This is a genomic window from Candidatus Protochlamydia phocaeensis (assembly GCF_001545115.1).
GTDB classification, from domain to species: Bacteria; Chlamydiota; Chlamydiia; order Chlamydiales; family Parachlamydiaceae; genus Protochlamydia_A; species Protochlamydia_A phocaeensis.
On record NZ_FCNU01000032.1, the window covers coordinates 159,011 to 175,809 of the forward strand.

The window sequence follows — 16,799 nt, forward strand, 5'->3', positions numbered from 1 at the left end:
CAGCTTTGGACAACCTATTCTTTGAATTCCAAAAATTATAAGATAGAAAGGAAAAATATTTGTCCTTAATAGGCCCTGCTGCCAATTAGGCAATGGACCGGATTCGACATGATTTTTTCTTAAAAAGAATTCGAATATCAGTTCATTGGCTAAGTGACAACAGGCCTAGACAAACTAAAAATAAACCCCTAACCCTCCGCCTATCTTAAAGCCGCTTGCATTAAAATGCCGATTGGCAAGGTTATTGGTCGTTTGGGTATCCGAATGAGAAAAATAAAAACGTTGTGAGAAGTAATCGACAAAAAAATCTAAGAAAGCTTCTTTTGAAATCGTATATTGAAAACCTGCTTTAATCACCCCGCCAACTCCATTTCGGCGAATCACTTTTTTAAAGGAAAAAGAATCATCGAAAAAAGAATTGTCGAAAAAAGAGTCATAAGACGAAGAGTAATCGCGATCATTTTTAATCTTAAGAAAAGAATAGCAGGCGCCCGCTCCAAGATACACATCCATTGCACATGTCAGCGGATAGATTGCCTTAAAGCCTATGCTTAAAGGTAAGACATACATTTTAGAGTGATGCTTGAATCCCGCATAATAATCATCTAGATGCCCTCTTTTACACATCCAATTGACTCCAGCCCATGCTTCTATATAATCAGTTACCTTAGTCGATGCTTCCACTTGGTAATCAATCCATGCATTAGAATAAGCTTCTCGGGCTTTTTTATTGGAAGGATGAAAATAGGCTCCTCTAATTTCCAATTTCCAATCCGATGCAAATAATCCAAAAGGCAATAAAAGAAGAATAAGAAAAGGATAGACTTTCATACGTGTACTAGTGAGGTTAAGGTTAAAGATGAAGACAAGCGAGATTAATTGGAGAAGTTATAAGAGAAAGGACAGGTTCTGTCAAGATTATACGCAAGACAACTCAAAATTAACGTATCGTCCCCCTTTTGCCAGGACATATCCCTAAATGCCTAATAACCTATGTTTGGATTATTTTCTCCCTAGTAAGCGAGAGGAGTTGGCGGGCAATATTCACTCCATATTGTCCGCTAACGCTTATTGCTTACTAGGAAAAAAACTCGCATCCTTGTCCGCATTTATCTATTCGGATTTAGAGCCCTTGGCCTTGATCCCATTTGCCATTGAAACCTTATTCCCTTCCGCTTCCCAGCCTTCAACGCCATCTATATATCTAAGCACATGAGTATATCCCATTTTGATCAAGCGCTCAGCCATGATCTCGCTAATGGGACATTCTTTATCTGTGCAATAGACCACGATAGCGGCTTCTTTGCTGGGAAGCGCCCCTTTGATCGTCTCTTCGTTCGCATCAAAAGGCACGGATTTAGCTCCTGGAATACGCTTGCCATCATCGTCATCCGATGGCCGAGCGTCGACGACCGTAATCAAAGAAGGCTTTTTTAGAAGATTTTTAAATTCATTTGTATGAATAATTTTATAGCTTTGAGCCAATTTTTCATATTTCTTCTGGACAGTTGGATCAATAATATGAGGTTGAGAGCTATCCTGGGCATACAAAAAACCATGGGTCAAAAAGGTTGCCACTAGAAGAGTTTTTGTTTTCAGCATAAATCCTCACTATTCTTTAATTTCTGTGTTCATTTTTTATAGATGCTCTTAGCAAAATTTATTTGCCAGAAATATAATCAATAATCTTTTGCCGGAAGCCTGGAATTCTAAAAATGATTGATCGATAAGAAATTAAAATCTTCAATTTTTTAATCCTTTTATAGCTTCCTTTAAGCTAGGGCGTATCCTCAAACTGTTAAGGGTTTAAATTGCCTGGATGACGCCATTGATTTTCCTATATGAGTTTTAATACATCCGTTAAGTTTTATGTAAGAATTAGAATAAAGCGTGGCCGAAAATAAAAAGAGGCTTTAAATTAAGGTGAGATAAAGGGACTATATGAAGTGAATAGGATCCTCTATCTCACGTTTCCTTCTAAGGGAAAAGAACGCAAATCTAGGTCATTAACAGTTTTAAGAAATCCTCTAAAGCTCCGCAAGCAAGGGTAAATGAATGATGATTAAAAGCCGCTTCTTTGCAAATGGCCGCAAAATGCCTAAAACTTCAGATTGATAGCACGTATATAAGCCTATGCAGCGATTTAAACAAGGGGAACTCGAGTGGCTGGAATTTGATTTACTGGCCGATATTCCCACTCTGAGACATGCTGTTTTTTTGCGGCATGGAGGGTGCAGCGTCGGCCCCTTTGAAAGCTTAAATGTCAGCTTTCATGTCGGCGATGAAGAAGCCCGAGTCCAAGCCAATATTGCCATTATTGAGGGTCAGCTAAAGGAAGCTGCTCCCAATTGGCAAAGGATGGTATGGGGAAGAGGATGCCATGGAAAGCATGTCGCGTTTGTCGATTTGAATTCTTCAAGAGAGATTCCGCAATGCGATGGGCTGATTTGCGCGACGCCGGGACTTTCCCTCATGATGACGCATGCGGATTGTCAAGTTGCGCTTTTTTACGATCCTAGGCATCATGCCATTGCCAATATCCACTCCGGATGGCGAGGCAGCGTCAAAAATATTTATGCGGAAGCGATCCATAAGATGCAGCAACAATTCGGCTCTAATCCGACCGAGCTATTGGTGTGCATTACTCCCAGCTTAGGACCGGATGAGGCCGAGTTTATTCATTTCACTTACGAGCTGCCTGAAGAATTTTGGCCTTTTCAAGTCAGGCCGACTTATTTTGATTTTTGGTCTATTAGCGAATCTCAGCTGCAGGCAGCCGGCATCCTTCCCCATCATATTGAAGTCGCTCGCTTAAGCACATATTCGAATGCTTACGACTTTTTCTCTTATAGGCGTGACAAAATAACGGGCCGTCATGGCACGAGCATTACTCTTCTCTAAGAAGCTGTATTAAAGACTGTCCCCTTCTTATCTTTTTTAATTAAGTCGCCTTCATGCTGAATATGATAGCAAACCTCGGCTCCAAAAATTAAAATCAGCCAGCTATAATTGAGCCAAAATAAAAAAAGGGGAAACGCTGCAAAGCTTCCGTAAATCGCTCCATAACTGGCCACATTGATTTGAAACTTAACGTAAACCCATTGCCAAAACACATAGATGATTCCCGTAAAAATTCCCGCCAGAAAGCCTGCCTTCCAACACACGCGCGTATTGGGCAAGTAAATATAGATAAAACTCAAAAAACTCCAACTAATCAAATAAGAGAGAATTTGAAAGAAATACCCAACGGCGGAACTAAAAAAAGAGAGAAATTCAACGGATTTGACAGTTGAGATGGCATAAGCGGAAAGATAGAAAATAAAGCTGCTGGATCCGACCAAAAAAATGGGGAAACATAAAATCATCGGAATATAGCTTTTGATTTGCTGCCACAGCGTAGGAGGCTTTTTTATCTTCCAAATTTCATTAAAGAGAAAAGCGATATTGCCGATCATTCTTATAACGGTCCAAAGAAGAAGGGCAAAGCCAAATCCAGCAATAATCCCCCCTTTTGCTTGTTTAAGAGTGGAATGGGCAAATTCGATAATTTTCTCGGCCACCTGCGGCTGAGTGAGGAATTGCTTTTTTACCTGCTCCGTAAACCTTTCCTCGAATCCAAGCTCCTGAGCAATGCCAAAGCCAATGGCAACGATGGGAATTAAGGAGAGCAAAAAATAAAAAGTTAGTGTGGAAGCCTTGTCAAAGCCTTTATCGGCAATAAAACCTTGAACGGAAGCGAGCAAAATTCTTAAGAATCGATAAAAAAACCTTTTCAATGGATTTTTTTCATCCCGCTCTTCCCAAATATCTTCTCGGAAAAAATCTATTATTTTCTTAAATTTCTTCTTCATTTTAACTCTTATTTAAAATGATCGTCTTTTTTCCGATTTCCCTCGCTTTCTTGGCCTTTGATAGTCAGGCTCGATTAATCGCTTTTCAGCCATATTGTCCTTATGCTGCAAGAGCCGTCTGATTTTTCGCCATCATTAAATTAAAGCAAGCCTGATAATAAGTTTGGGGATTAAACGCGTCTTCTCCCCTATGCTCTTGCTGCGGGAGAGCAAAACTTTCCAAGACTTTATCCTGCCAGCAATCGGGCAAGATGCCGGGCGTGGCATGCATGCGATAAAGCGCTAACATTTTAGCCCTCACCTCTCTTTTTAATTCGTCTTCTTGATGGCGGTTATAGTCTCCGCTTCTTCTTTTTTGAATGCGTGCCCACTTAAGACAATTTTCATAAACCGCCCGCGTGTCTTCGCACAATTTTACAAGATGGTCCTGGTAATGCTTGTCCTGATAGCCTGTCGGCAGCCTTTGCGAGAGATAGCGCGTTTCTCCTGTTTGGATCATATGCTCAACCTCTCCTCGATAAAACTGAGCCACAGCATGCTCATTCAGCTTAGAGACATGCATTAAGAAAGCTAAGACAAAAGGATTTCCTTTTGCCGCTTGGTGGCAGAAGAGTTCCCAAGCATCATAATCCGGCTGTCCCTTCTTCAGAAGATGTGTGCTCTTAAGGACTCCTTGTTCATCGAATAACAAATAATCTAGAGATAAATTTTGAGAGCTTGCCCCCCACCTAGTCTGGCAATAAAGATGATTGGCCAGCACTAAAGCGATCTTTTCGTCCTGTTCCGCCAACTTGGCTTCATGACTAGTCCAAGCATAATCCCTTAAGCCTGTATGCAATTTCTCAACAACGACGCATCGTCCCAACTGATCTAAGCCATGGATGGGCTGTCCGTCAGCGGTTATTCCGATTCTCTCGACGATTGCAGCGGAGCGCACTCCCCAATGCTCATTTTCATTCTGCGCTTTGATAGCTTCCATCTTTAATTTAAAAGGGTTGTTTGATAATTTAACCACATGTCCGGCATGCTCTTCACCTGCTAAGGCAAAGACCTTGTATTCATCGTCTATCATTTTATCCGGACTGAGCAAGCAGCCCAGTATCAACTGCTTTCCATTGCATTCGATGGAATCTCCAGGCTTTAACTGCTCTCTCCAATCCATATATGCCGGATCTTCGCGCTTTAAAAGCTGGCATCCCCATCGATCAAGCTCCAACAATAAACAATCCAAGGAGTAGTCCTGCCGGCCTTGAATACGGACAGCTTCCACAATATCCTCTAAAGCTCTGGCAAAATCCTTAAAAAAAATTTCCCCTTGCTTTTCATTCAAATTCTCAATCCATTGGCGAAGCGCCTCCTTGTCTTGCATGCTAAGCAAATCGGGGCTCTCCATTTTAGACAAAGCTGCAACAGGAATGCCTTGCCCCAAAATTCCCTCTAGAGCAGTGCGCCGCTGCTCTCTTCGAAGGGCTTTATATATATTCTTATTTAATATCCAGGAATCTGGATGCTGCTCCATCATTCGCTGCAAAGGCCTTCTTAAATCGACTTGACTGTCTTTAAAAAAGATCTTCCAAAATGGGTGAGTAGCTTGATGAAACTCGCAAACTGCCTGCCGATTAAATGCCTCCTCCCCCTCTTCTAAGGGAGCCTGCTGCATGGCGACTTGAAAATAATCTAGATAATTTTGCAGGTTTTGCGTCGGCACGCCTTCTTTGAGTAGATGGGCCCGGTAGCTATCAAGCCGTCTTATGCGTTCAGCATCCGCGATAGGCTCAGGCCGATTGAGCTCTAACAAGCGAATCCGATTGACAAGCTGCCTTTGGCGAGCTTGATAAGTGAATTGGATTGATTCTTGAAAAAGCCGGTGAATGATGTTTTCCAATACGTCATCCAAATGCGGCTCTTGGGCGGGATTGCTAAAGAAAGATTTTATCCACTTGACTAATTGGTTCCACCATTTGACTATTCTTCCCATCCATGTCCCTTGAAAAGCAACGGCAGATGAGGATAGAGGATAAAGATTAAGCTGCAAAGAAGCAGGACAAGCGCGCAGGGAGGAGTAAATCTCTCCTAAATTGGATCTAAGATCATTAAAACAAGGTGCTGGCATAACAATTCCCTTTTAACCTGAGTGTTGAGTTTTCGTGCCTTTGAACTGCTATGATAGCTCTCGCAGATGAAACGACAAGACCTATCATTAATATAGGCCGGTTTTGCCATTTATTGATATGCAAGGCTTTGATGCAATCGAAAGACAAAAAAACTCAAGACCCAAATTGTTAGCCGAGAGCCGGATATTTGAATGCCAATTCCCCATCCTTCAGCTAGAGGAAAATTATAAAAAGGATCAATCCCATTTTTTCGGTGAAAAATAAGCCTGCGTGATCGCCTTCTTGAGCTGATCAAAAGACAATTCCTCTCCAAATGTATAACGATAGACTTCTGAGCGAATGGCGGCATAGCGCTCCTGATCAAAAGGCAGCTGCGAATCCATTATTTGATAAAAATCTTTATATTGCTCGGGTTTGATTTCAAAGCCGCAGCGATATAAAAAGAGATTGCGGTCCGTTTTGGCATCTCTTTTTCTTTGATTGAGGAAAAACATAGGCCGATTAAAGGCTAGGAAATCATACCCGATGGAAGACATGTCTCCCACATACAAGTCCGCTTTGGACAACAGAGGATAGACCAGGGGAAAATCCTGCACAAAAACGACATTGTCCTTTTTCTCATACTTGCCCATCATTTGATATAAGGCCGGGCCATCTGTCTCTTCCAATGCCGGATGGATCTTGACAAGAAGATTATAGCCAGAGGGAAGATACTCAAAAAGAGGCTGGGCCTGCATAAAGGAAGTGGTATGCTCTTGATCATGGCAGGTAGGGGCATATAAAATGGTAGGCTGCTTTTTTGCAAAGCGACTCCAAACTCGCTCCTCGGCAATTTGGTCGAAAAACGCTTGATGCATGCGGTAATAGGCATAACGATAATTGCCCGTTCTGACCGTTGCATTTAAGTGCTGGGCTATTCCCAGTTCCTTGAACAAATCCAGCATGTTCTCGCCATAAATGAGCGTAATATCTTCCCATACGCACTTTTCAAGCCAGAAAATTTTATCGGAAAATCCATGCGGGACATGCACATTGCGCACGTCTTTATGGTAGGCTTCTTCTAGCCCTTTGAATTTAGAGTAAAAGTCATGCCGGTGCCAAGGCTCGGATTGAAAGAATACATCAAAATGCTCGATAAGATAATGCGGCGTGACATCCTCCCAGTTAATTAGCAGGGTTTTGAGACCGGGATAAAGCCGCCTTGCCTCCTCGTCATGCCGTTCATCGGTCAGCAGCAAGGGAATATCCATTGCCACGCAAATTGGGGCGAGATGCTCTGTTAAATGAATATAGGTATTGGGATTTAACCCAATCCCCTTTTTATCTACTTTGCCCATTTTTTCCTCTGCACCCGCTTAAATTAATAAAGAAACACCCTTCAAGGCCTGATGAATGAATTCCGATCGCTTATGAGGAATATTCTCTTGGCTAATTTTTTCTTTGAAATGGCAAAGCAAGTGCGCACGTCTGCAGTTGAAAAAAAGCTCGTTTAATGTTTCCTGAGAAACCCCTGTCAGCCACTCGAGCTCCAATCCCAGCTTGAGCAAGCTTAAAGCCTGTAAAGCTTCAATGGCCTCTAGTTGATAAGAATGCAGCAAAATGGCGTAAGCCCGGCTGACCTTATCTTTAAGAGTAGACATTTCGGAGCTGTGCTCTTGCTTGAGATAGGTGCGGGCGCTTTTTTCTTCTACAACCAATTTAGTAGCCAAGGAACGCATAGAAGAGAGGATCGTCTCCTCAGTCAAGCCCAATGTATAATTATTATGGAATGCCACAATATCGCCAATAATTTCAGAAGGGTCGCCCTGCAATCCCGTCAATTCAATTCCCTCATCCTTATTCTTCTTGATCGCCTCATCCAAGCGATCCGTGTAAATGAGACCCGGCAAGTGCAAGAAAATATAGACAATAAAGGCCGTGCCGCACTGCGTCGGATCGGATGTTAGAAAGCCGAATTTGGGAGAGAAGGCAAAATTGACGGTTTTATTCAATTCGTTTTCAAGCTTGACCAAGCGATCCCACGCCCCTTCCAGTTCTTCTCTTGGATCAATCCATTGCAGCATTAAGTGATCGCGCAAATTGAGGACAGCTAAAAATTCGGCCGTTTCATCTAAAATAAACGCCTCTCCCGTATAGGCTTGATGAAAGTCTGCGTTAGCCAGAAAATGCTCGACTAAGAATTCTTTTTCTACCGGAGACATATCCTCCGCCTTAATAAGCTGAGGCTGACGGAGCTGCTCGTTGGCTAACAAGCTATGGGCAAGCAAAGCAATAATTTGCTTGCGCTTATCGATCGATAACTTGCCCGGAAATTTGAATTTCTCTACATTGCGATTTAAAGTCAAAGTAGACCCCAACCAAATACTATTGGAATTTCCTTTCCATGGACTTTGACTGCATAGCAAAGGATGATTACTATTCTGGCTGGACATGGGTATCTTCCTTATCCTTATTTTCTGGGCTTCTTTTGTCTTCATTCTCTGTCAAGGCTTTGATTTGGTCTCTCAGCCACGCCGCCTGCTCATAGTCTTCCCTCTTCAAAGTTTCTTTCAACGCTTCGTTAAGCGCTAATAGGCGCGAAGAAGGATTAATCGCCAAGCTTTCTCCAGGTGCCCGGCCAATATGGATAGGCATGGTCTTCTTAGTCAAAGAAATACGAGGGGATAAGCGATTGGCAGCCTGCATTTCAATTAATAACACATCTTCAAATACTGTATAGCATTCCGGGCAGCCTAAGCGATGCCCGCGCTTCACCTCTTCCAGCGTAGTCCCGCAATTGCCGCATGCAACCCCTGCTTCCCCGCTGCCCTGAATTTGGATAAGCTCCCTCGGCCCTGTTCCATGCAACCTGCGCTGCAGCTCAGGACAATCCGCACACATGCTGGTATGGGTAATGCTGTGACCAACGATTTCCGTATAACGAACGGCTATAGGCTTTTTACATTCGCTGCATTCCAGCGGCCTATCAGGAAAATGTTTATCAGGTTTCTTTTCAACCATGTTAAAAAAGCCCTCTCCTTTCAATGAGAAGCAATTGTAATAATGGAGATGCTCAAAGCATTTCCGAATGCTAAGCGATCATTTAAGCCAATACATTTGCTTTAGAGATTGCCTTCCTTATGCGCAAACGCCCTCTAAGCCAAACGATGGGAAGTCCTTAACAAACTTTTAGAAAATTCAACTTCAAAGCTTTTTTACGCTAAGAGGAATATGTCCCCTCGATAGCCTATAGTTGAGATTATTTTCTCCGTAGGGCGAAGTTCGAGTAAGAGAGCCATATTGGATTGAATATATGGCTCTCTTACTCGAGCTTCATTCTAGGGAAAAAAAACTCGAATCTAGGTCATGAGCGGTTTTAATACACCCTCTCAGAGACTGTTAGAAATTCTCTCAGGACAAAACTGCCGCTTAAGTAAATAAAAATAAATTTCACTATAAGAAAAAAAAAATCTTAAAGCAAGGCAGAACTGAAAGAGAAGGAAGGACAATTTAATAAAGGGAGTGAAAGAGATAAAAGCATGGGGAAAGGATAGGAAAACACATAAAAAATGTGAGTCTTGATGGACTCGAACCATCGACCCCCTCATTAAAAGTGAGGTGCTCTAACCAACTGAGCTAAAGACTCATATATATGTGATGACCCCAAGGGGATTCGAACCCCTGTTATCGGAATGAAAATCCGGTGTCCTGGACCTGGCTAGACGATGGGGCCAGTGAAGACTTAAGTAGCGTTTTTTGCAACGCGTTTTAAGTTTTCATCCTTCGTTTTATCGAAGAGGCTTTATCTTACATAAAGCCTCATTTTTTTTACAAGCACTAAATTGTGGAAATCTCTTTTTCTTTTTTTTCCGAGAGTTCATCGGCTTCTTTGCAGAACTTATCTGTCAGATCCTGAATGCCTTTCTCCAATTTCTTCATCGCATCTTCTTCCATTTCTCCATCCGCTTTTTGTTTGCGAATATGCTTATTGGCATCTTGGCGGATCGTGCGGATGCTCACTTTCGTCTTTTCCCGCTCATCATGACAAATCTTGGCCATTTTTTTGCGGATCTCTTCCGTCATTGGAGGAATTTTAATGCGGACAGAGTGGCCATCGACAATAGGCATGAAGCCCAAATTGGCCTTCTCGATAGCTTTGCCGATTACGCTTGCGTTTTGCGGATCAAAAGGCGTGATCAATAATTGGCGCGCCTCTGGAGTTGAAATGGCCGCAATGTCTTTTAAACGCATTGAACTGCCATACACGTCTACCATGACGTGTTCGACCATGCCGGGATTAGCTCTTCCGGTGCGAATATTTTTTAGATCGTTTTTGAAATGTTCGATCGCGGCTGTCATCTTAGCCTTCGTTTGATCAATAATACTCATACAATCTCCTTTAAAGGGATAATATTTAATAGATTAGCTTTGCCGGTTATACCGAAGCGCATTCAAAATGCAAATTTTCGACTGGCGTAAAAGCGCGCAATTGAACTATTTTCCGCGGCTTTGACGCAATTCAAATTCATTTTTTGAACTCAGTCCGGTATCGAGGTTGTAAAGCCTATTCCCCTTCCTCTATCAAAGTTCCATGGGTAAAATCGGTTAAGACTTGTCCAATGTCGTCTTCCAATAGGCGTTGCATATTGAAAACAAAAATGGGAATTTGGCTGCTACGGCATAAAGCAATAGCTGTAGCATCCATGACTTGCAATTTTTCTGCAAGAACCCGTGAATAAGAGATTCGCTCATATTTCACCGCATCCGGATATTTCAAGGGATCTTTATTATAAACTCCATCGACCTTAGTCGCCTTCAGCAGCATATTTGCATGAATCTCGCTTGCCCGAAGGGCAGCTGCCGTGTCGGTTGTAAAGTAAGGATTGCCCGTTCCCCCGACAAAAATGACGATATTCCCCTCCGACAAATACTGCAGCGCTTTCGTCCAATTATAAGGCTCTGCCACTTTGGGACATTCCAAAGCGCTCATCACACAAGCTTTCGCCCCTCGGGCAATGAGCGCCTGCTGAACGGCAATGCCATTAAGAAGAGTGGCCAGCATGCCCATATGATCAGCCGGCGTGCGCGGCATCCCGGTTAAACGCAAATCAATGCCGCGGAAAATATTTCCACCTCCAATGACAACGCCAACTTCCATATTTAACTGCTGAATTTTTTGAAGATAAGAAGCCACCTGCATGCAGGCGTCTTGATGGATGCCAAATCCTTGCTCTCCTAATAGAGTCTCTCCTGACAACTTAAGTAAAATACGCTTTTTAGTCATGAATGTTCTACCGCAAACTCACTTATGCTAAGAGGAACGATTAAAACCCATCATCACCTATATTTGAGATTGTTTTCTTCCTAAGGAAGAAACTCAAATCGCGTCATTAGCGGTTTTAATCCATCCTCTAAAAATTTATTTTATTTAAAATTTATCGCGTCTCGTTGATGAATCCAAAAGGATGATCGCCTCCCTCCTACCGAATAAATCGATTCGCTTCACCGGTATGCAATTTTAAAAACATATCCTCTCCAGAGCCATTAAGGCATCATTCCAAAAGCAGGAAAAATAAGCCTTCTTTTCACCCGTCTATTCCGAGCTTGATCAATTGAATAAAAAATTTGCATACGCGTTTCTAACCCCGTTCAAGGATATAACAAATTTTTGCCTATTTAGATAGCCTTTCTATTTTTTTCCTTCAGGATAAGACTTTTGCTAGTTTACTCATTTAATCATTCCTTTATAAAAGATTAATCCTATTAAATTTGAAAAGAAAAAAAAGTTAATTTATAATTTTTATCTTTAATAATAAAATAACTAGGCAAGAGGTTAGAAATGGTGTCTATCTATCCGCAAATGCGAGGCGATTTTTACTTTAGACAGTTAAATGCTCAAGAGTGGGAAAGACAGCTAGACATAGTGATTAATCAAAACAATGGCCAGTATCTGGGTTTTAAAGAGAAAGAGGGATTTGTTTATTTATCGCTTGTAGGAAAAATTACTCAATTTGTCAAAGGCCTTTTGGGCTTTACCGATGAAGGCAACCATGAGCGCGTGAATGCCGAATGGTTAAAGCTTCTTTACGTCGGAGAGTCCCGCGGATTGCTAACAGAAGAAAAGCTCACTTGCCTGCACGGGCGCCTCTATTCTTTTCAGCATAAAACGGATCCTACCATCCGCCAGCTGTTTCAAGAAATTGTGAATAACCGCGCATCTGCTTCTCTTTACAACCTAGAGCACATGCGCACCATTCTAATCAACTATCACACCCAGCATGCCCATCAATTGGCTCCCAGCTTTTGGCACCGCGCCTTTCATAAACCCTCTTTAGATCCTCACCAGCATGTTCATTTCGGAGATATCTCACTCCATTTAGCCCAGCAAGCGTTAGCTGAGACCCCTTCAGATCCTCACAAAGCCTTTCAATTTCTATTAGAAGCCCATCATCTCAAAAATACGAATCCCAATTTTCAGAATAAGTTGGCCGTACAATTAAAATCATTTTTAGACGAATTTCCCAGCCATCCTGCAGTCTGCAACCACGAGTCCGCCATCCAACAAGTTTGGCTAACCCTTGCAGAAACAGCTTATATCAATAACAGACAAGCAGATGCCCATTCTTATCTTTCCAATGTGTTAAATGACCAATCTAGCGAAGCAATTAAGCGCCAAGCTGCAAGGATTTATTTGGATTACCAGGACTATGCCCGTTTAGAACCCTTTTTGCCAATGCTGCAGCAAGTTAGCAATGAAGGCGCTTCTTTTTATACCAAGCTGGGAAAAGCTTATTGGCACTTCCATCGCTACCAAGAAGGCGTAAATGCATACGAAAAAGCCTTAGCGCTTATGCCGCAAACAAGAGATGCCCAGTCAGAGAAGGCTGCTTTGCATGCAGAGATCGGCAACGCTTATTTAGATAGGCGGGAAGGCTTGAATCCGGCTAATCACGTGACCTGCGCAATTACGCATTTGCTTCAAGCGCATCTTCTTCGCCCAGCTAATCTTGCCTACCAGCAGCAGCTCTATCGGGCTTATATGCAATACTGGAAGGAAGCTCCGGACTCCTTTGCCGTGCTTTACGCCCAAGACTGGCTATCCATTTTGCCCTCTTGGCAGCAATTTACCCCTTTAGACAAGCAAGCGGATATGCGAGCGCAAATCCAAGATGTCTTGATTAAATGCACCGAACAAGAATTCTCTGTTCATCACAATTCGGAAGCCCGCGTTTATCTTAGAAAAGGGCTGCAGCTCTTCGGAGATCAGCCTGAATATATTGTACGTTTGCTAGATGTCTGCCTTAAATACAAAGACTATACCATCATCGAAACAGAAGCGGACAAATGGACACAGGAATATTCTTTGCATCCTTTGATTCAAGCAAGATTGGGAAGCTTTTACTGGGATAGGAATAGAGGAAAAGCCATCGAACATTATGAAGCAGCTATTAGAGCATTCCGGCATACGCACGCACGTTCAGCGAACCTAGAGGAAAAGTCTATCTGCGAAACGCATATGGCTGAACTGCAAGCGAAAATAGGCAACCACCAACTGCAAATCGAACCGGGCATGTTTACCTCCGTTCCTTATGAGGAAGCCATCAGCCGCTTGGAAGAAGCTGCCCGTTTAAATCCTTCCTTATATGCCGCCCAACTTTCACAAGCCTATCTAGCTGCAGCAGCAAATGAGAAGCAAAAGAATTTTATATTTAGAGATGATAATAAAATCTTGCTCTATTATGCAAAGGCCTTCCAAACCTTTCCCCAGAACGAGCCTTATCTAGCCGAATTGATGGGGGTTTATTTAGACAGAAAACGGATGGACGAAGCCGTTTCCTTATTTCAAAATATCCAAGCCCAACCATGGGCCCGCCATTTTATGCTCCCTCCCGAGCGGTTTTATGCCTTAGCTAAAGCATTAGCTAATGTCGCCCCTATCCTTAGCCTTAATTGCTATAAGAAAGCCTTTCAGTTAAAGCCTGAGACTAGCTCTTATAAGAGAGACTTTTACCAGTTTACTAATCAAATGGCAGAAACGCAGCTTGACAAGTTGAATGCAAAAGCAGATTCCGAAGAAAAAATCCGCTCTTTAATCATCTTATCAAAAATGCTCAAAGCGAGATTCGAAGCAGGATTTGAACGAATAAGCGATTTAGAAGCCATTTATCGCGGCACGCTCGCTAAACTTTATCGCCAATTAGCTGAGATTCACATCCGCCGCTTTCTCATTCCCGCGCATGCAAATGAAGGGCAGCATAAAAGAAATTTTGCTGCGGACATTCAAAACGCCATTGCCTATTACGATGAAGCCTTGAAATATACTCCCGAAAATGCGGAATTGCACTTTGACAAGGCCCTAGTTTTGGACTTTGACTTGCGACTGGAAAAAGACAAGGACACCCAAGAGAACGGAGCCTTAGATGAGTATCGCTTAGCGGTCTGTTATAACAAAAAAAATCCCTTTTACCGTAAGGCCTTAGCTTTTACGTATGGCGTGCTGTACGATACTAACAAAATGGAAGAGCATCAAGACAAGATTAAAGCATCTCAAAGTTTCGAGGCGGATTTCCGCTTATGGTACAAGGAATATTTCTACCAAGTCAAAACGCAATCCATCAATGCCCACACCTATTCTAGCTAAAAGGAGAAATTCATATGCCAGGGAGCGAATCGACGCTCTTTGGCCAATGACTACGGCCCATGCGCCACTCGCGTGGCTTGTTTTAATCTAGCCGGCCTTTTTCTTATCTATGCCCTTCACAGTTGAGTTTTAAAACCTTCTCGACGCTTTTGCGTCCCTACGCTAGGGCCTGTCCCTACTCTTTTATAACCTGAGTTTATCAGCTAATCAAATTGAGATGGAGGATGAGGAGAAGAGGGAATTTTTTTTAGGATATCAATAGAAAATGAAAAAGCCCTGGATTGGACTTCCAATCAAGGGCTTTAGTCAATGCTTTCGAGCAATCTATTATTGACCGACGTTCCAACGAATAAAGTTGGAGACTGTCAAAGGCTTGCCAACTTCTTTAGCACGCTTATTGACTAAGTCAGCGATCGTAATAGTATCGTCTTTAATGTACTTTTGGCGAACGAGGCAATGGGCATCATAAAAAGCGCTAATTTTGCCTTCTACAATTTTGTCGACAATATTAGCCGGTTTGCCTTGAATTTGCCCTTTTGCAATGTCTTTTTCATTGGCAATGATCTCTTGAGGAACTGTCTCGGGGGAAAGATACTCAGGAGCCGCTGCTGCAGTATGCATGGCAATGTCTTTCGCCAAGGATCCTTCTTGATTACTGCCTGTCAGTTCAACAACTGTGACGATTTTGCCACCCAAGTGAGAATATACACCTAAAGAACGATCCGGGCTTTTTTTCAGCATCAGGATGCGCTTGATCTGGATATTCTCGCCGATCGTTTGAACGATCGTCGCGCGGTATTGATCAATTGTCAAAGAAGGCTCTTTAGAATATTTCTGCTGCAAGAAAGCATCTAAAGAAGGCGGATTGGTGTTAACCGCTTCTTCCGCAATATTCTCTAAGAATTGCTTGAAGCGATCATTCTTAACAACGAAATCAGTCTCGGCATTCACTTCAACAACTGCAATGGCATTGCTGCCTTCAGCTGTGCCGATCATGCCTTCTTTTGTTTCTCGCCCTTCTTTTTTAACAGCTGTTGCCATTCCAGCTTTACGCAAATTGGCAATCGCTAATTCCATATCGCCTTTAGCTTCTTCCAAAGCTTCTTTGCACTTGCCCATTCCCACGCCAGTACGCTCGCGTAGTTCTTTAATCATTGCAGGAGTGACGGCTGTCATGGTTATTTTTCCTCCTTGGAAAGGCTTGAGGCTTCATCGAAATCCTCTTCCTTATATTTAGAAGAATGGGAGTTTTCGTCTTCGTCTTCTTCTGACTGGTCCTCTTTACTTGCGTAAACTTTAATATCGTTCTTTTTATCGATAATAGCTTTTGCTAGCGTTTCGAGGATGAGCTTAATGCTCTTTAAAGCATCGTCGTTGCAAGCGATCACGTATTCAATCGGATCTGGATCGCAATTCGTATCAACAAGACCCATGACAGGAATACCAAGTTTATTGGCTTCTGCAACTGCCAAATGTTCCTTGCTAGGATCAACGACAATGATCAATCCTGGAGGTTTACGCATGCCGCGTACACCAGAAAGGTTTTTCTCTAATTTTATTTGGTCTTTGGTAAGCAAAGATAATTCTTTTTTCGTCAACCCTTCGCCACCTGTAGAAATGCGCTTCTCAATGCGGTCCAGTTTTTTGATAGACTGGCGAATCGTTGACAAGTTTGTCAGCATTCCACCCAACCAGCGTTCGCAAACATAAAATTCGCCACATTGCTCGGCCAATTCGCGCAGAACGGCTTTTGCTTGCTTCTTTGTTCCGACAAATAAAATAGATTTATGTTTAGCAACAACATCTCTCACGATTTCAACCGCATTGCGGATTTGTTGCAGAGTTTTTGCTAGATCAATGATGTAAAGACCATTGCGTTCTTCGAAAATGAAACGCTTCATTTTCGGATTCCAACGGCTAGTTTGGTGTCCAAAATGGGCACCTGCTTCTAACAGATCTTTAATGGAAATAGGAAGAGTTTGGGTTTTATTCTGAGCCAAGCCTTGTCCCTTTATGTTGACGACGGCATCTTGTCTTAGACAAGATTTCGGTCTTGGTTAAACATGTTTATAGTGAAAAATAGATAGATAAGGTGAATATCTATAGCGCCTGATCAGAATCGAACTGACACTCGTAGCTTGGAAGGCTACTGTTCTACCATTGAACTACAGGCGCATGGAATGAGCAATATTATCTTCATCTTCCTATTTTTGT

The 16,799-nt window shown here is 42.5% G+C and carries 13 protein-coding genes and 3 tRNA genes; 2 read left to right on the forward strand and 14 right to left on the reverse strand.

The window, feature by feature from the left end; translation table 11 throughout:
* Positions 1–174 precede the first annotated feature (174 nt).
* Together BN3769_RS13290 and BN3769_RS13295 are read right to left on the reverse strand one after the other, a co-directional pair.
* Positions 175–831, reverse strand: a complete 657-nt coding sequence (locus BN3769_RS13290; protein ID WP_068471319.1) for a hypothetical protein — start codon at positions 829–831, stop codon at positions 175–177.
* Positions 832–1,113: 282 nt separating this feature from the next.
* A complete protein-coding gene (locus BN3769_RS13295) occupies positions 1,114–1,602 on the reverse strand; it encodes a rhodanese-like domain-containing protein (protein WP_068471320.1) in 489 nt (162 codons plus the stop codon).
* A gap of 531 nt (positions 1,603–2,133) precedes the next feature.
* On the opposite strand from BN3769_RS13295, the gene pgeF reads away from it, so the two are divergent.
* A complete protein-coding gene (pgeF, locus tag BN3769_RS13300; protein WP_068471321.1) occupies positions 2,134–2,901 on the forward strand; it encodes a peptidoglycan editing factor PgeF in 768 nt (255 codons plus the stop codon).
* Here the strand turns inward: pgeF and BN3769_RS13305 are convergent.
* The 9 genes from BN3769_RS13305 to pyrH all read right to left on the reverse strand — a co-directional run bounded on the left by BN3769_RS13305 (position 2,898) and on the right by pyrH (position 11,228).
* Positions 2,898–3,851, reverse strand: coding sequence for a YihY/virulence factor BrkB family protein (locus BN3769_RS13305; protein ID WP_068471322.1), 954 nt, complete (start codon positions 3,849–3,851; stop codon positions 2,898–2,900). The genes pgeF and BN3769_RS13305 overlap by 4 nt on opposite strands.
* 100 nt (positions 3,852–3,951) lie before the next feature.
* Entirely contained in the window at positions 3,952–5,964 is a 2,013-nt protein-coding gene (locus BN3769_RS13310; RefSeq protein WP_068471323.1) for a hypothetical protein, read from the reverse strand.
* 237 nt (positions 5,965–6,201) lie between these two features.
* Positions 6,202–7,302, reverse strand: a complete 1,101-nt coding sequence (locus BN3769_RS13315; protein ID WP_068471324.1) for a CDP-glycerol glycerophosphotransferase family protein — start codon at positions 7,300–7,302, stop codon at positions 6,202–6,204.
* Between the two features lie 18 nt (positions 7,303–7,320).
* Positions 7,321–8,397 (reverse strand): protein arginine kinase, encoded by a 1,077-nt coding sequence (locus BN3769_RS13320; protein ID WP_068471325.1) that lies wholly within the window; start codon positions 8,395–8,397, stop codon positions 7,321–7,323.
* Positions 8,381–8,965, reverse strand: coding sequence for a UvrB/UvrC motif-containing protein (locus tag BN3769_RS13325; RefSeq protein WP_068471326.1), 585 nt, complete (start codon positions 8,963–8,965; stop codon positions 8,381–8,383). Before BN3769_RS13325 ends, BN3769_RS13320 begins: the two co-directional genes overlap by 17 nt.
* Positions 8,966–9,516: 551 nt before the next feature.
* A tRNA-Lys gene (locus BN3769_RS13330) sits at positions 9,517–9,590 on the reverse strand.
* 12 nt (positions 9,591–9,602) lie between these two features.
* Positions 9,603–9,677 (reverse strand) — tRNA-Glu (locus BN3769_RS13335).
* Between the two features lie 104 nt (positions 9,678–9,781).
* Entirely contained in the window at positions 9,782–10,333 is a 552-nt protein-coding gene (gene frr, locus BN3769_RS13340) for a ribosome recycling factor (protein ID WP_068471327.1), read from the reverse strand.
* A 175-nt stretch (positions 10,334–10,508) separates the two neighbouring features.
* Positions 10,509–11,228, reverse strand: a complete 720-nt coding sequence (pyrH, locus tag BN3769_RS13345) for a UMP kinase (protein ID WP_068471328.1) — start codon at positions 11,226–11,228, stop codon at positions 10,509–10,511.
* A gap of 555 nt (positions 11,229–11,783) precedes the next feature.
* On the opposite strand from pyrH, the gene BN3769_RS13350 reads away from it, so the two are divergent.
* The gene (locus BN3769_RS13350) at positions 11,784–14,585 is read left to right on the forward strand and encodes a tetratricopeptide repeat protein (protein WP_068471329.1); all 2,802 of its coding nucleotides are present in this window, start codon (positions 11,784–11,786) and stop codon (positions 14,583–14,585) included.
* A gap of 327 nt (positions 14,586–14,912) precedes the next feature.
* Here the strand turns inward: BN3769_RS13350 and tsf are convergent, their stop codons facing one another.
* From tsf to BN3769_RS13365, 3 genes are all read right to left on the reverse strand, one after another.
* The gene (gene tsf, locus BN3769_RS13355; protein WP_068471330.1) at positions 14,913–15,761 is read right to left on the reverse strand and encodes a translation elongation factor Ts; all 849 of its coding nucleotides are present in this window, start codon (positions 15,759–15,761) and stop codon (positions 14,913–14,915) included.
* Between the two features lie 2 nt (positions 15,762–15,763).
* Positions 15,764–16,585 carry a 30S ribosomal protein S2 gene (gene rpsB, locus BN3769_RS13360; RefSeq protein WP_079989570.1) on the reverse strand — a complete coding sequence of 274 codons (822 nt, stop codon included), beginning with the start codon at positions 16,583–16,585 and terminating at the stop codon, positions 15,764–15,766.
* A 104-nt stretch (positions 16,586–16,689) separates the two neighbouring features.
* A tRNA-Gly gene (locus BN3769_RS13365) sits at positions 16,690–16,760 on the reverse strand.
* Positions 16,761–16,799: the final 39 nt, after the last annotated feature.

Excerpts from the sequence above, each read along its gene's own strand:
- pyrH (WP_068471328.1), bottom strand. The coding sequence starts at position 11,228 with ATGACTAAAAAGCGTATTTTACTTAAGTTGTCAGGAGAGACTCTATTA.
- BN3769_RS13310 (WP_068471323.1), bottom strand. The coding sequence starts at position 5,964 with ATGCCAGCACCTTGTTTTAATGATCTTAGATCCAATTTAGGAGAGATT.
- BN3769_RS13350 (WP_068471329.1), top strand. The coding sequence starts at position 11,784 with ATGGTGTCTATCTATCCGCAAATGCGAGGCGATTTTTACTTTAGACAG.
- pgeF (WP_068471321.1), top strand. The coding sequence starts at position 2,134 with ATGCAGCGATTTAAACAAGGGGAACTCGAGTGGCTGGAATTTGATTTA.
- frr (WP_068471327.1), bottom strand. The coding sequence starts at position 10,333 with ATGAGTATTATTGATCAAACGAAGGCTAAGATGACAGCCGCGATCGAA.
- BN3769_RS13295 (WP_068471320.1), bottom strand. The coding sequence starts at position 1,602 with ATGCTGAAAACAAAAACTCTTCTAGTGGCAACCTTTTTGACCCATGGT.
- BN3769_RS13315 (WP_068471324.1), bottom strand. The coding sequence starts at position 7,302 with ATGGGCAAAGTAGATAAAAAGGGGATTGGGTTAAATCCCAATACCTAT.
- BN3769_RS13290 (WP_068471319.1), bottom strand. The coding sequence starts at position 831 with ATGAAAGTCTATCCTTTTCTTATTCTTCTTTTATTGCCTTTTGGATTA.
- BN3769_RS13320 (WP_068471325.1), bottom strand. The coding sequence starts at position 8,397 with ATGTCCAGCCAGAATAGTAATCATCCTTTGCTATGCAGTCAAAGTCCA.
- tsf (WP_068471330.1), bottom strand. The coding sequence starts at position 15,761 with ATGACAGCCGTCACTCCTGCAATGATTAAAGAACTACGCGAGCGTACT.
- BN3769_RS13305 (WP_068471322.1), bottom strand. The coding sequence starts at position 3,851 with ATGAAGAAGAAATTTAAGAAAATAATAGATTTTTTCCGAGAAGATATT.
- BN3769_RS13325 (WP_068471326.1), bottom strand. The coding sequence starts at position 8,965 with ATGGTTGAAAAGAAACCTGATAAACATTTTCCTGATAGGCCGCTGGAA.